Source organism: Halomonas sp. 72 (genome assembly GCF_052379785.1).
GTDB classification, from domain to species: domain Bacteria; phylum Pseudomonadota; class Gammaproteobacteria; order Pseudomonadales; family Halomonadaceae; genus Vreelandella; species Vreelandella citrativorans.
In genome coordinates this window covers 209,679-224,371 of sequence record NZ_JBQSYY010000001.1, presented here as the reverse complement: position 1 = coordinate 224,371, position 14,693 = coordinate 209,679, and the positions used below count along the sequence as shown (strand labels likewise).

At 53.6% G+C, this 14,693-nt stretch carries 15 protein-coding genes; 9 read left to right on the top strand and 6 right to left on the bottom strand.

Going from position 1 to position 14,693, the window contains the following annotated elements:
- Positions 1-23: 23 nt before the first annotated feature.
- From ACT3T6_RS01065 to ACT3T6_RS01055, 3 genes are all read right to left on the bottom strand, one after another.
- Positions 24-959, bottom strand: coding sequence for a lysophospholipid acyltransferase family protein (locus ACT3T6_RS01065; protein WP_193054505.1), 936 nt, complete (start codon positions 957-959; stop codon positions 24-26).
- A 3-nt stretch (positions 960-962) separates the two neighbouring features.
- Entirely contained in the window at positions 963-1,364 is a 402-nt protein-coding gene (locus ACT3T6_RS01060; protein ID WP_193054506.1) for a DUF4870 family protein, read from the bottom strand.
- Positions 1,365-1,469: 105 nt separating this feature from the next.
- On the bottom strand, positions 1,470-1,850 hold the full coding sequence (locus ACT3T6_RS01055; RefSeq protein ID WP_087109765.1) for a VOC family protein: 381 nt from the start codon (positions 1,848-1,850) through the stop codon (positions 1,470-1,472).
- A gap of 44 nt (positions 1,851-1,894) precedes the next feature.
- On the opposite strand from ACT3T6_RS01055, the gene ACT3T6_RS01050 reads away from it, so the two are divergent.
- From ACT3T6_RS01050 to ACT3T6_RS01035, 4 genes are all read left to right on the top strand, one after another.
- On the top strand, positions 1,895-2,530 hold the full coding sequence (locus ACT3T6_RS01050; RefSeq protein WP_193054507.1) for a class I SAM-dependent methyltransferase: 636 nt from the start codon (positions 1,895-1,897) through the stop codon (positions 2,528-2,530).
- A 170-nt stretch (positions 2,531-2,700) separates the two neighbouring features.
- Positions 2,701-4,074 (top strand): MFS transporter, encoded by a 1,374-nt coding sequence (locus ACT3T6_RS01045; protein WP_193054508.1) that lies wholly within the window; start codon positions 2,701-2,703, stop codon positions 4,072-4,074.
- Between the two features lie 129 nt (positions 4,075-4,203).
- Positions 4,204-5,991 (top strand): acyl-CoA dehydrogenase, encoded by a 1,788-nt coding sequence (locus ACT3T6_RS01040; protein ID WP_193054509.1) that lies wholly within the window; start codon positions 4,204-4,206, stop codon positions 5,989-5,991.
- A 162-nt stretch (positions 5,992-6,153) separates the two neighbouring features.
- Positions 6,154-6,927, top strand: a complete 774-nt coding sequence (locus tag ACT3T6_RS01035; RefSeq protein WP_193054510.1) for an enoyl-CoA hydratase-related protein — start codon at positions 6,154-6,156, stop codon at positions 6,925-6,927.
- Between the two features lie 101 nt (positions 6,928-7,028).
- Here the strand turns inward: ACT3T6_RS01035 and ACT3T6_RS01030 are convergent, their stop codons facing one another.
- The 3 genes from ACT3T6_RS01030 to ACT3T6_RS01020 are packed head-to-tail and all read right to left on the bottom strand — an operon-like array spanning position 7,029 to position 10,231.
- Positions 7,029-8,039 (bottom strand): L-idonate 5-dehydrogenase, encoded by a 1,011-nt coding sequence (locus tag ACT3T6_RS01030; RefSeq protein ID WP_193054511.1) that lies wholly within the window; start codon positions 8,037-8,039, stop codon positions 7,029-7,031.
- A 32-nt stretch (positions 8,040-8,071) separates the two neighbouring features.
- A complete protein-coding gene (locus ACT3T6_RS01025; RefSeq protein ID WP_193054512.1) occupies positions 8,072-8,842 on the bottom strand; it encodes a glucose 1-dehydrogenase in 771 nt (256 codons plus the stop codon).
- 9 nt (positions 8,843-8,851) lie between these two features.
- Positions 8,852-10,231 carry a GntP family permease gene (locus tag ACT3T6_RS01020; RefSeq protein ID WP_193054513.1) on the bottom strand — a complete coding sequence of 460 codons (1,380 nt, stop codon included), beginning with the start codon at positions 10,229-10,231 and terminating at the stop codon, positions 8,852-8,854.
- Between the two features lie 211 nt (positions 10,232-10,442).
- On the opposite strand from ACT3T6_RS01020, the gene ACT3T6_RS01015 reads away from it, so the two are divergent.
- The 5 genes from ACT3T6_RS01015 (at position 10,443) to nadE (ending at position 14,652) form a co-directional block, all read left to right on the top strand.
- Entirely contained in the window at positions 10,443-11,132 is a 690-nt protein-coding gene (locus ACT3T6_RS01015; RefSeq protein WP_193054514.1) for a glutathione S-transferase family protein, read from the top strand.
- A 56-nt stretch (positions 11,133-11,188) separates the two neighbouring features.
- On the top strand, positions 11,189-11,728 hold the full coding sequence (locus ACT3T6_RS01010; protein ID WP_193054515.1) for a YaeQ family protein: 540 nt from the start codon (positions 11,189-11,191) through the stop codon (positions 11,726-11,728).
- Between the two features lie 264 nt (positions 11,729-11,992).
- A complete protein-coding gene (locus ACT3T6_RS01005; RefSeq protein WP_193054516.1) occupies positions 11,993-12,982 on the top strand; it encodes a lipid A deacylase LpxR family protein in 990 nt (329 codons plus the stop codon).
- A 258-nt stretch (positions 12,983-13,240) separates the two neighbouring features.
- Positions 13,241-13,750, top strand: a complete 510-nt coding sequence (locus tag ACT3T6_RS01000; RefSeq protein WP_193054517.1) for a CinA family protein — start codon at positions 13,241-13,243, stop codon at positions 13,748-13,750.
- A gap of 77 nt (positions 13,751-13,827) precedes the next feature.
- Positions 13,828-14,652 (top strand): ammonia-dependent NAD(+) synthetase, encoded by an 825-nt coding sequence (gene nadE / locus ACT3T6_RS00995; protein WP_193054518.1) that lies wholly within the window; start codon positions 13,828-13,830, stop codon positions 14,650-14,652.
- Positions 14,653-14,693 lie beyond the last annotated feature (41 nt).

The following is a 14,693-nucleotide window of genomic DNA, read 5'->3' as shown; positions in this document are numbered from 1 at the left end:
TATCAGCATCTCTCAGGCAGAGTTTAGTAAAGCCGGAAGTCGTTGGCGTTGGGGTTTTGCTGCTGCTCTTCGATGACTTTGCGGTAGCGCTTGTATTCCCACTGGTACTGGGCGGGTTCCAGCGCAATTGACGCTTCAACACTGGCATTAACCCCGCTCGCAGACACTGTTTCGTCAGCACTATACACCCGCTCGTCGGCGTCCAGAAAATGGATAGCAAAGCCGCGACCAGGCAGGCGCAGGGCAACGCCTGTGACAACGCGTGCCTGGGTGCGCGCTACCAGTTTGGGGAGTAGCGTGGCGGTATACGCATCGCGTGCATAAAACGGCGCAAAGACGCCGCTGCCCCAGTCGGGTTCCTGGTCAGGCAGAATGCCAATGGCCTCGCTGCGCTTAAGTGCTTTAAGCAGTGCTGCAACGCCCCGCGGGTTAGTGGGCACTAACTGCGCGCCCATCCGTTCGCGGCCATGGCGAATAATCGGCTCAAGGTTGGTTATTTTGGGAGGCTCGTACATAGCGGTGAAAGGGAAATGGCTGGAAAGCCAGAAATTCAACACTTCCCAGTTACCAAAATGCGGCGCCAGAACGATAACGCCTTGGCCTTGCGACCGTGCGCTGTCCAGCTTGTCGCGGCCATGCACTTCAATAATACTCGCCTCAACGCGGGCAGGCTCCGCCATCCAGGCATAGCCCAGCTCCATCATGGTGGCGGTGGAGTGACGAAGGCTCTGTTTAGCGAGCGCCCTGCGCTTACGCTGGTCAAGCGCGGGGTATACCACCTTAAGATTAATATCGGTGACGTTTCGCTCACGGCGGCTAAAGCAGTAAACGAGAGGACCAAGCGTGGAGGCAAAACGCCACAGGCGCGGCAGGGGCCAGCGCGAAAGCCTTCGCCAAAGCCACGCAATCGCCGTGGCTCGGGAGAGTCGCTTGTCTGATGTCGTTGCGTGTTCCGTCATTCGTTAGATTAACCAGCTGTCCACATTACTCGGAGCACGTTTATCTTGTAAGCCTTTAAACCCTTTAACGCAGCGAACGATAAACCAAACCGCCAGCGCAAATAAAAGCGGGAAGCCGATCAGTACAAAGGTAAGCAGGAAGCTAATGCTTGCGTACAGCAAGCCAATCCAGAAGGTGCGAACCTGATAGCGGTAGTGTTCGTCCAGCCAGGCCGGGCCTTTGCCTTGATAGACATAGGCAATGATGACGCCGACAACCGAGGTGAAGCCGACAACAAAGCTTGCCAGATAAAGCGCATAAACCACCATGGCCATTGTGGTGTCGTGCTGCTTGCTTGGCTCGGCGGTGGAGTGTTCTGAAATAATTTCGCCTTCAATCGGCGAGTCATGACGGTTATCTTGCATGTCTTTTTACCTTTAATACGGATGAGACAATAAAGCGAAGGTTCTTAACGCCCTATAATACCTTGCACGACGTCGCTAAGCATTAGTCACTAACTGGCGGTAACATTAGCGAGCCGGGCGGCAAATCTCCAAAAGGTTACCATCGGGGTCGCGCAGATAAACGGACTCGATCGCGCCATTGGCGCCCTGGCGAGCCACCGGGCCAAGTTCAACCTCAATGCCCAGCACGTCTAGATGCTGTTTGAATTCATCCAGCGGCAATTGACAGCGTAGGCATAAATCCAGGCTGCCTGGCGTAGGGGTTGCAGAAATAGGCTCGATGTCGGTGTCGGTTTGATGGAGTCGTAGGGCGGTATCGCCCAGCATTAAATCTACCCGTTGGGCATCACGATAGCGTACGTCTAGCCCGAGAACTCGCGAGTAAAAATCAACCGCGCGACCCATATCTGTGACAGTAACAACAAGATGATCCAAGCCTGAGAGCATGCCTCTTTCCTTAAATGCAAAACCGAAAACCAGAGAATACGACGATGCAATGCTGTCCGCTATGCGGTGAAATTAAGGTCTCGCTCTATCATCAAAATCATCGTCGTGAATATTACCAGTGTGCCACGTGTTGGCTGGTGTTTGTGCCGTCCGAGCAGCATTTAAGCGTAGCGGATGAAAAAGCAGAGTATGACCAGCATCAAAATTCACCGCAAGATATGGGATACCGGCGATTTTTAGGGCGCTTGTTCACCCCGTTGCTAGCCAAACTGCCGAAAGGTGCCAACGGGTTGGATTTTGGTTCAGGGCCTGGCCCCACGCTGTCTGTGATGTTCGAGGAAGTTGGCCACCCCATGACGGTGTTCGACATCTTCTATGCGCCCGACATGTCCGTTTTGCAGAACACCTATGATTTTATCACCGCGACTGAAGTCGTTGAGCATTTAGCCATGCCCGGAAAGGTGCTGGCGCAGTTGGTGGCTCAGCTACTCCCTGGTGGCTATCTGGGCATCATGACCAAGCGAGTGACCACTCAAGCAGCATTTGCCAACTGGCACTATATTAATGACCCCACCCATATCTGTTTTTTCAGTGAGGCAACCTTTGAATGGTGGGCCGCGCAGCATCAACTAACAGTCGAATTTCCTGAAAAAGATACGGTTATTTTGAGAAAACACTAATCGATACGAACAGGCTATGAAAAAGCGTTGACTTTATGCTATCCAGGGCAATAATTGCGCGCCCGTTTCTTGCCTGTGGTTGTGTAAAAGGTGGCAACGGCCCTTAAACAGCTATGTCCGCTTTTTTTGACCCTGTTTTTTGACAACGTGTTTGGCAAGTTGAGGTTTTCATGTCGCGGCAATTACTGGCTATGGCGTTTGCGCCTCTGTTGGGCCTGTTTATTTTAGGCATTGGCAACGGCTTTTTGGCTACCTTGATCACGGTACGCCTGGATGCGGCAGGCGGGTCTGCGACGGTGATCGGGATTGTCTCGTCAGCGTACTTTATTGGCCTGGCCTTGGGCGCCTTGTTTAACGACCGGTTATTGCTACGTATTGGGCACATTCGCGCCTATGGCAGTTTCGCCTCGCTGGTTGCCGTGACGGTGCTTCTTCAAGGGCTCTTTTTTGACCCTTGGGCCTGGTTTGCATTGCGCTTGATTGGCGGCTGGGCAACGGTCGGTGTCTATCTGGTCATTGAGAGCTGGCTGCTCACGGCAGGCGAGCAAAAAGTGCGTGGCCGCCTGTTGGCGCTCTACATGATTTCGCTTTACGCCGCCGGTGTCATTGGTCAGCTATTGCTGGGCGTCACCAATGCCATGGGCGGGACGGCACCGTTTATGGTGATCGGTATGCTGGCGTCGCTTTCTGTGCTGCCAATGGCGATGATTCCGCGTGTTACCCCTCTGATTGAGCACGCCGAACCGCTGCCTCCTTATCGATTAATCATGTTAACCCCAACGGGCGTGCTGGGTAGCCTGGGGTCGGGCATGGTGGTCGCGGCGGCGTACACCTTGCTGCCCCTTTATTTGCAGCGCATTGGAATGAGCGTGAATCAGGTCGGCCAGATGATGGCGCTGGTGGTGCTGGGAGCCATGCTGCTGCAGTATCCGATTGGGCGCTGGTCAGACCGTCACGACCGCCAAATGGTACTTATCGGGATCAGTGGTTTTTGTGTGCTGGTGTCGGCAGCAATTCTTTGGCTACCGCTCTCCACGCCGCTGCTGGCGGTACTACTGTTTTTGCTGGGCGGTGGAGTGTTTGCGTTCTACCCCGTGGCCGTCAGTCATGCTGCCGACCGAGCACCCGCCGGGGCGCTTGTACGTATGAGCCAAGGACTTTTGCTGATTAACTCTATCGGGGCAACCTTAAGCCCGCTGATGATTTCACCCGTTATGACAGCCGTGGGCGATGCCGGGTTGTTCTGGGCATTTGGCGGGCTCAGCCTGTTCTTCCTGCTCTTTTTTGCCTGGCGGCGCAGCGTGCGCCCCGCCCCGATGCCGGTGGCGCCGTTTACCGCGACGACGCCCATGACTGCGGCCGGGGCAGAGCTTGTGATTACCGAGGAGCTTGTCCAAGGGGCGCTTGAGCACGAGCATCTGGAAGATTTGTCGGATGCAGTGCCAAACGTGGACGTAGCGGAGCCGGTAGTCGGACCGCCTGCCGAGGAAGAAACCCGAATTGCCTACTATGACGATGTCGAACAGTTAAGAACGCTTAAGTAATTTGGTAGCGGGTCTGTATCGTAAAGAGGTGAGACGTTGGGCTAATGGTGTAACGATAGGCAGGAAACTACTATCGAATATAACGGTTTATAACAAACGACTGTTTTATTTCTACATCGAGGTTTTGCCATGAATCACTACGTCGCGCCGGTACGCGATTTGCGTTTTGTGCTCGAAGAACTGCTCGGGCATCACTCGCTGACGCTGTCCAATTTTACAGAGACCACACCCGACGTTGTTGAGGCGGTGCTGGATGAAGCCGCCAAGCTAGCGGGTGACGTTTGGGGGCCGCTGAATGCTACCGGTGATCATCAAGGCGCCAAACATCACCCGGATGGGCGAGTAACGACGCCTGATGGATTCGCGGCGGCCTACCTGGCGTATGTAGAAGGCGGCTGGAACGGCATCGGCGTGTCGGAAGCGTTAGGTGGGCAGAACTTGCCTGAAGTGGTGGCCAGTGCCGTTCAGGAAATGCTCCACGGTGCCAATATGGCGTTAGGGCTTTGTCCCATGTTAACCGCTGGCGCCATTGAAGCATTGGCCCATCATGGCAGCGAGCCGCTGAAAGCGACGTATTTACCCCATCTGGTAGAAGGGACCTGGACAGGCACCATGAACCTGACCGAACCCCAGGCAGGGTCGGATCTTTCTAAAGTGCGTACCAAGGCAGTACCTGAAGGCGATCATTACCGGATAAGTGGCCAGAAAATCTATATTACCTGGGGTGAGCACGACGCCGCTGAAAATATCATTCATTTTGTGCTGGCGCGTAAACCTGATGCGCCTGAAGGTAATAAAGGTATCTCGCTGTTTCTGGTGCCCCAATTTCTCGTCAATGATGACGGCACCCTGGGCGAGCGTAACGACGTTTTATGCACCGCCATTGAGCACAAGCTGGGTATCCACGGCTCACCGACTTGTTCGTTAAGTTTTGGCGAGCAGGGTGGGGCAATCGGTTATCTAGTGGGTGAAGAAGGGCGCGGCCTGAATCACATGTTCACCATGATGAACGAGGCGCGTCATAAAGTGGGTATCCAAGGGATCGGCGTGGCCGAACGCGCCTGCCAGCACGCGTTTGCCTACGCACAAGAGCGCCATCAGGGGCGTTTGTCGGCAGCGCGAGGCGGTAAAGAGTGCCCCATCAGTGAGCATCTTGATGTGCGGCGCATGCTGCTTTCCATGCGCGCGCGCACCGATGCGCTGCGTGCGTTAGCGCTGTACTGTGCAGCACAGCTGGATACCGCCCGCCATGCTGAAAACGAGAGTGAACGCCAGGCGGCTCAGGCTCGCGTGGATATCCTGATTCCTGTGGTAAAAAGCTTCTCAACGGATCAAGCGGTAGAGATCGCCTCGTTAGGTATTCAGGTGCACGGCGGGATGGGGTATATCGAAGAAACCGGCGCGGCACAGCTGCTGCGTGATGCTCGTATCGCACCCATTTATGAAGGCACTAACGGCATTCAGGCGCTGGATTTAGCAGGACGCAAGTTACAGCGTGATAATGGCGAAGCATTTTCCAGTCTACTAAACGAAGTAGCCGACACGGTTGAACGTCTCAAGGCTGAACCTGCGTTGGCTCATTTGGGACAGGCGCTGGCTGCCGGGCTTGAGGATTTACGTGCTGCCAAGCAGCAGGTACTTGAGCAGGGCAAAGACCCGGAAAAAGGGCCTGATGCAGTACAGGGTTATGCGACCCCGCTGCTCAACCTGGCAGGCCATGTGTTATGCGCCTGGCAAATGGGGCAAGCGGCACTCAGTGCGCAGGCGGCCATTGGGCAGGGCACAACAGACCCTTTCTATAAGGCAAAACTTCTAAGCGCACAGTTTGTGATCACCCAGTGGCTCCCTGTTGGGCGTGCCCAGCGGGCAGTAATTGAGGCAGGCATTCAATGCCTGAGTGATTTCGAGATTGGCTAATCGCCCTATTGTGACAATCGCCGCCCCTGGAGGCGGCGATTGTATTTCTGGCGGGCGAGAAAAGAAGTGATTGCCCCCCAACCAAGCGTTCGCTAGGGTTGCAAGGCAGGCCAGTTAAGCCGTCATAACGATGTAAGTCACCATAACAATGAAGGAGCTAATATGAGCGAATCAGTTATTGAAAAGGTCGATAACGAGGGTATCGTCCGCCTGACTATCAACCGCCCCAAGGCGTTGAATGCGTTAAATAGCGATGTACTTTCCGCGCTAGAGATCCACCTGACTGAGCTTGAGAATCAGCCAAACCTGCGCGCCGTATTACTGACTGGCGCCGGTGAAAAGTCGTTTGTCGCCGGAGCGGATATCACCGAAATGCGTGATAAAACGCCGGAAGAAGCGCGCGCCTTTGCAAGCCAGGCGTTACGAACCATTAAACGACTTGAAACGCTTCCGGTGCCGGTGGTCGCCCTTGTGAACGGGTTTTGCCTTGGCGGCGGCTGCGAATTGGCACTGGCCTGCGACTGGGCAGTAGCCAGCGACAACGCGGTATTTGGCCAGCCTGAAGTCCTGTTGGGTGTCATCCCAGGCTTTGGTGGTACGCAACGCCTGCCGCGCCGCGTAGGCCCTGCCATGGCGATTGATCTTGTGACGACAGGGCGCAAGATAGACGCGAAAGAAGCGCTACGCATCGGTCTGGTGAACCGCGTAATGCCTCAGGCAGAGCTTGAAAGTTATGTCGAAGAGCTTACCCAACAGTTAAAAGGCAATGGCCCTCAGTCGGTACGCGGTGCCAAGCAGGCCGTTCATGACGGGATGGACCAGGACCTTGATAGTGCACTGGCCCTGGAGACTAGCCTATTTGCACTCTGCTTTGCCGGTGAGGAACAAAAAGAGGGCATGAGCGCATTTATAGAGAAGCGTAAGGCCAGCTTTTAGTCAGGTTGGCGTGATAGGTACGTCGGTTGGTTTCCGTTAATTATTGAGGGGGTGGCGGTAGCGCCCCCCCTTTGGGATCAATTATCTTAATCGTTGATCTGTTACTTCCATAACTCGATCAATACCTTGCCGGACACCTCCGCATCTTTGGCTATAGCAAAGGCTTGTTGAGCATCGGCGGCGGGCAATACATGCGTAATAACGTGATCAAAGTTTGAATTAGCTGCCAGTAGCGCGATAGCTTCATCAATCTCATTATTGAACCGGAAACAGCCTCTAAGCTGAACTTCTTTCGCAATCAGCGATGCAAGCGCAATGGGCTGCGGAGCGGCAGGCATCATGCCTATTTGAGCAATAACGCCAGCGCGGCGCACGGCGAGAATAGCCTTATTGATAGAGGCGGGAACGCCGGTGCACTCAAGCACCACGTCAAATGCCTCCTCGGGGAGCTCTTCCCTATCCACCTGAATGGTGCGATGAACCCCGAGTATTTTTGCACGTGACAGCGGTCCCTCAAGAATATCGGTAATGCATACCTCTTTTGCGCCCCTGGCAAGTGCAGCAGCGGCAGCGAGTAGACCTATAGGTCCAGCTCCACATACCAATACGCGCTTTTGGTCAACACCTCCGGCTACTTCGATCCCATGCAGACCCACAGCAAGTGGCTCTGCTAAGGCTGCACGTTTGAGTGGCAGAGTATCGGGCAATGCACGCAACATGCTGGCATCGACATCAAGGAATTGACTCATGCCCCCTTGCGTATGTGGCCAGGTTGACGCGGAGCCCAAATAGGCTCCGTTGGGCCACAAGTGGGGCTTATCTTCGATACCGGTTTGGCTTTGCCCGAATGTGGCGGGGTGCAGTGTTACCGGTGTGCCAAGCGGCCATTGCCCGCTTGGGTCTTCATCGACTACTCCTGACATTTCGTGACCTGGAATCAATGGCTCACGAACAACAAAAGCACCATTGGCACCTTCATGATAATAATGAAGATCCGAGCCACATATTCCACCGAAAGACATACGTAAGCGCACTTTTCCGGGAGCGAGCGCTGGAAGATCAATATTTTCTTCGCGTAGATCCTGCTTACCGTGAATAACTAATGCTTGCATGGTGCTTCATCCCCAAAGGCAATTTCCAGGTGTTAAACCACCGAGGTCATTCCGCCATCAACGAAAATATTTTGTCCAGAAACGAAACTTGAAGCATCCGAACAGAGATAGACCAGCGTGCCCACCAGTTCGTCGAAATGTCCCCAGCGCTGTGCCGGAGTGCGTTTTTCCACCCACTGGTTAAAGCTTGTGTCTTGCCATAGCGCGGTATTCATTTCAGTTTTAAAGTAGCCGGGAGAAATGCAGTTGACCTGAATGTTGAAGCGAGCAAGGTCAGCAGCCATACCCTGAGTGAGTAGAACAACCCCACCTTTGGTTGCCGAATAGGGGGCGATGGTTTCTCTGGCAAGTTTGGACTGTACCGAGCCGATGTTGATGACCTTACCTGAGCCACGTTCACTCATGGCTGGAGTCAACGCACGAGACACGTAAAACAGACTCGAAAGATTGGTGGCGATGAGCGCATCCCAATCTGACGTAGAGTACTCATTGAACGGCGCTCGGCGTTGAAGCCCTGCATTGTTGACCAGGATATCCGGAACGCCAAACTGATCGATAAGTGCTTCTACGGCTTGCTGAGTCGCCCTGGCATCAGTGACATCAAAGCTGATGGCTTCAACGTTGGCGCCTGTCTCTTGGGCGATGTTGTGGGCTTCCTCCTTGACGCTTTCCAGGTCCCGCCCATGCACAATGACATGAGCTCCTTGGGAAGCAAGCCCCCTAGCAAGCGCATTGCCCAGCCCCCTTGAGGATCCGGTTACCAGTGCCAAGCGGCCGTTAATATCGAAAAGTGCTTTTGTCATCGTGCTCACCTAAAACAGCATGAAAATAATAACCGCGAATATAAAGCCGACAACGGATTCGAGCGCCTGCTGAACGGTCCAGGTCTTGAGCGTTGTCTTAACGTCCATTCCTAAAAGGCGACCAACTAACCAGAACCCTGAGTCGTTGACATGCCCTGCAAAGACAGAGCCCGCTGCTGTTGCTAGGGTAATCGCCACTACCTGCATGGATGTAAAGTCACCGCCAATCACGGCGGGGGCCATGAGCCCGGCGGCGGTTACCAGGGCGACAGTTGCTGAGCCTTGGGCTAAACGCATAATCACCGCAATGACATAAGCCGCCAGGATGATCGGTAAACCAATATCGCTGAGCGAACTTGATAGCGCATCGCCAATGCCGGATGCCCTGAGTACGCCACCGAACATACCGCCGGCGCCTGTGATCAGTACTACCGAGCAAATCGGCCCCAGAGAAGAATCCAGTATTTTTTCTAATGCACTGCCTCCGATACCTTGGCGACGGCCTAGCACTAACATTGCCACCAACGTTGAAATAAGCAGCGCTACCGGCGTATTGCCGACGGCTGATAGCAGTTGGAACCATAGCGCGTCACTATCCACAACGCCCATTGAGCGCAGAAAGTTTAAGCCGGTGTTCATGAAGATCAGCACAATCGGCAGCAACAGCATACTGATAACAACGCTGACAGAAGGCGGGTTGATAACGTGGTCATCGCTGACATCGCCGAACAGGGAGTCTGCGAGAGGGAAGGGGTAGCGCTTTGCGACAATTTTCCCCCACATATAGCCTGATATCCACCAAAGGGGGAACGCAATCACCACGCCAGCAAGCAGCAATAACCCTAAATTTGCCTCATAAAGCTCCGATGCGGTAACCGGGCCTGGGTGAGGGGGCAGGAAAACATGCATAACCGAAAACGCAGCGGCAGCAGGCATGGCATAAAGAAGGATAGGGCCACCCAAACGACGCGAAACGGCAAAAATGATCGGTAGCATGACGATCAAACCGGCATCAAAAAATATCGGAAAGCCCATTAGCAGCGACGTGATGCCGAGGGCAAAAGGCGCTCGCTTTTCGCCGAAGAGATCAATCATTTTATCGGCAAGCGCTTTGGCACCGCCTGAATGCTCAACAAGCTTGCCAAGCATTGCCCCTAACCCTACCAGTAGAGCAACAGCGCCCAGCGTCCCCCCAAAGCTATCCACCATCGTGGGAACAATCGCATTGACTGGAATCTGTGTGGCGAGCGCCGTCAGTAAGCTCACCAACATCAGCGCCACAAACGCATGCATCTTGAATCTGATGATCAATAGTAAAAGGGACAAGACCGCTACGGCGGCAATGCCTAGCAACGGTCCTGTGGACAACGTTTGCGTCCATTCATCCATGCGAGTACTCCCAATGATAGTGCTAATTGCTGGCTATGTTATCGGTAACATCGTACAGCTTGATATTTTCTTGCATACACGACCTTGGTTTAAATAAAGTAAAAAAAGAATCTGTTAGGCGATGAAACAGGCAATTTATGGGATAAAGAAAGGCGACATAATGCGACTAGCGTAGCCATCCTTGCTTATTTGACGTAAAAAAGGGGTAACCATGTTTGATCTCTACATTGCCAACAAGAATTACTCTTCATGGTCATTGCGGCCTTGGGTGCTTATGAAAGCGCTTAATATCCCTTTTAAGGAACACGTTATGGCCTTTGAGGGTGGCAATGGGGCGAGTCGAGATACGTTTATTCGCTTTTCGCCTTCTGGGCTTGTGCCTTGCCTGGTGGATGGCGAGACGGCCGTCTGGGATTCGCTGGCCATTGTTGAATACATTGCCGAGCAGCATGCTCGGGTATGGCCAAAAGAGGTGACAGTACGTGCCTGGGCACGTTCGGCCAGCGCCGAAATGCATAGCGGCTTTTCCACGTTACGTAACGAATGCCCCATGAACTGCGGCGTGCCCGTCACGCTTCAGGATGTTTCTGCTGGGCTCAGAGCTGATCTCGCTCGATTGGATAGGCTCTGGCAAGAAGGCCTTTCACGCTTTGGTGGCCCTTACCTGGCAGGTGACGAATTTACGGCGGTAGATGCCTTCTACGCACCTGTCGTTTTCCGTGTACAAACGTTTGGCTTGCCTTTAAGCGAGGCTTCGAACGCTTATGCAAAGCACCTGTTGACGCTGCCAGCGATGCAGGCGTGGTATCAAGCAGCGCTCGACGAAAAATGGCATGAGCCTCATCACGAAGCCGATACGTTAAAACACAGCACCCTAACGGCTGATTATCGGAATGCCTAGCGCCTATCGGGCCGCGCATCAGGTAAACTAGCCAAAATTTATCGCTGGATATTCTGATGGCCCTTAGTGCGACGCCTTACAAAGTTGATATTAACCTTACCGACCTGGATCGTGGGGTGTATGAAACGCTACGTTTTACCGTGGCACGCCATCCCTCTGAAACAGAAGAGCGGATGAGTGCGCGGCTGATTGCTTATATATTGTGGTACAGCGAGGCGATTGCATTTGGGCGCGGGCTTTCCGATGTGGACGAACCCGCACTATGGGAAAAGAGCCTGGATGGGCGGGTGCTGCATTGGGTTGAAGTAGGCTTGCCGGATGCCGAACGCCTAATCTGGTGCTCACGGCGCGCCGAGCGCGTATCGCTGCTTGCCTACGGGCGCACCGATATATGGGAAAACAAAGTACTTTCAGGCGTGGCAACGCTTAAAAACCTTCACGTAGCGACCTTGCCTCAAGAAGCCTTGGCAGTGATTGCTCAGAACCTCCCGCGCGCTATTAACTGGGCGGTTATGGTGAGTGAGGGCTCGCTGTTTATCACTGATGAAAACGGCCAGCATGAAATTACTCCGCAGTGGCTGTTAAGGGACCGCTAGGCTATTTCTTTAAAGACATACAGCAAGGTACTGCCAACGGATGGTGCGCGCAGCGAGGGCATATGAACTGGCTATGCCTACTGTTACCCACCTTTGGAACAGCAGGGAGGCAGCGCCTTGCGCCACGGGTGCTGGGTTGTTATTGATGTTTGGCGAATAATATTTCCTTGCTATCTTTTTGCATGTTTACATACAATCAGCAATGTTTGCTAGCGCTCTTCGAGAGCGCTACTTTGGTTTTAACCCTCACTCAAGGGATGAGCAATGTACAACGTCTGCCTGCCTGCTTGGCGCCTGCTTCCCTTTGTAGCAGCAATGAGTCTACTCCCTGCCTTGGCGAATGCAGATAACAACGTCATTTCTGTGACACATGAAAATGACGGTCTAATGAGCAGTGACGATGGGCACTTTACCAGCGGCTTCGAGCTTAATTGGGCATTTAAGCCCAGCCCGGAAAACTGGACCCAGCGTTTAGCTACGGCGCTGCCGGATAGTTTGATAGGCCAGGCAGATTCAGTTGCTTTCCGATTGGTGCACCAGATTTATACGCCGGATGATATCGAGCGCTCTGAGCTAATTGAGGACGACCGCCCCTATGCAGGCCTGGTTTATGCGGGTATGTCACTTTATGAAGATGTTCCGGTAGGACGCTGGCAGCAAGCCACTGATCTTCATATAGAGGCCGGCCTAGTAGGCCCATCATCGCTTGCTGACAGCATTCAGCGTGAGGTACACCGTATTACCAATAGCGAACGTCCAAGTGGCTGGCATAACCAGTTAAAGGATGAGCCGTTGCTTAACCTGACCATGCGTCGTCAGTGGTGGCATAACGTGCCTCTGGCCGGTAAGCGCTTGGCTCATGGCCCCGGTGTCAGCGTTGCCTTGGGCAATCTCAATACCTACGCCAGTGCGGGTTATGGCGTTCGCTGGGGTGATGATGCCAGCGGTATCCCGACGCTTACCCCCAACCCCAGTAACCGTGGCCGCATGACGAGTACAACGGGCTGGCAGTGGTATGTATTCGCTAATGTCGAAGGCTACTACGTCGCGCATAACCTCACTCTGGATGGCAACGTGTTTTCCAGCAGTCACTCGGTTGACCGTAAAGAGTGGGTAGGAGAAGGGGCCGCTGGTTTTGCCATTGCCTGGGATGGGTGGCAAGCCGTTTTTTCCGGTGTTCAGCGCACACGTGAATTTGATGGCCAGGAAAAGCAGGACAAGTACGGTGCGATTACGCTTTCAAAAAGCTTCTAGTTAAAAAGCCTTCCGGCTAGTTCAGCACATGACCAGGGCAAATGCCCTGGTCATTGTAGAGGTGCGCCATGACTACCGCTTACAGAACAGCTCCTACGCGGATGGAGGGAAGAAACAGCGCTAAGCCCTTATCAATGGATAAGGGCTTTTTAACAAATGATGAACTTGCTGGCTGATTTTTCAGCCCTCTTCGAGAACAGCTACCTTTTAAGAGGAAGAATAAAACGACAGGGATTGTGATTTGTCAGGAGATACGCAATGGAATTGCTTAAGCAAATTACTGATTATCTACAGCAGCAAAAACTCAAATTGGCCACTGCCGAATCATGCACCGCAGGGCTGATTGTCTCTGAGCTGGCCCGTGTGCCCGGTAGCGGGCAGTGCATTGACTGTGGGCTGGCGGTTTATTCCCCGGAGGCAAAAAATCGTTATTTGTCGGTCAGCTTCGATACGATTGATACGTATGGGCTTACCAGTGAAGAAACCTCTCGAGAAATGGCGCTAGGGGCACTTAATAATAACGATGCCACTATAACCGTCGCCAATACCGGGATTGCAGGCCCTGAACCGCACGATGATATTCCCGTCGGTACGGTATGCTTTGCCTGGGCTTTTCTCCATGAGCAAAAGATTTACATGATTACCGAGACACGCCGCTTTTCCGGTGATCGTAACGACGTTCGCCTAGCCGCCGCGCACTATGCATTGGAGTGCATTCCTAAATATCATCGTGATGTATTGAACGGTAGCGCGCCATTAGATGAGTAGAACCAAACACATTTCTGCTCTAGCCTGAACAAAACGCTATCCGCTATGGATCAACGTTCGACCGCAAGGAGGCCAGGATGGTAGATCAGCAGGCAATCCAGTCGCATATTCAAACGGTTTTACAGGTAACGCCGCGTATTGACCCGCAGCAAGAGATTGATAAGCGCGTTGATTTCTTGTGTCGCGAAATGACCGATACAGGGCAGCATGCGCTGGTATTAGGCATTAGTGGCGGCGTGGATTCCACGGTAGGTGGCCGCTTGGCGCAGTTAGCGGTTAATAAGGCGCGTGAGCAGGGCATCGACGCCTCTTTTTACGCGATGCGGTTGCCTTATGGTACTCAGCAGGATGAAGACGATGCGCAGAAGGCACTGTCGTTTATTGAACCCGACCATGTGCTGACCGTTAACGTTAAACCGGCAAGTGATGCCCTGTTGGCCGCACTGGAAGAGGGCGGGCTAACATTTAGAGACGACGCTCACCGCGACTTTGTGTTGGGCAATATCAAGGCGCGCCAGCGTATGGTGACGCAATACGCAGCGGCCGGAGCACGAAGTGGCCTAGTGGTCGGCACGGATCAAGCCGCCGAAGCACTAATGGGCTTTTTCACCAAATATGGTGACGGTGCCTGTGACGTTGCGCCGTTCACCGGGCTAACCAAACGCCAGATACGTGACGTCGGTGCAGCGCTGGGCGCACCCGCCGCGTTGGTTGAAAAGCAACCCACTGCTGATCTTGAAACGCTCAAACCCCTGTTGGCGGATGAAGTGGCGCTAGGCGTGACTTATGCGGATATTGATGCCTTCCTGGTCGGCGATGCCATCAGCGATGAGGCGTATACCACCATCATTGACACCTATACCCGCACCGAGCATAAACGCCAATTGCCCAAGAGCCCTTAAGTATTTCTCACCCGTAAAGGCTAAACGCCGTCAGGTTAGGT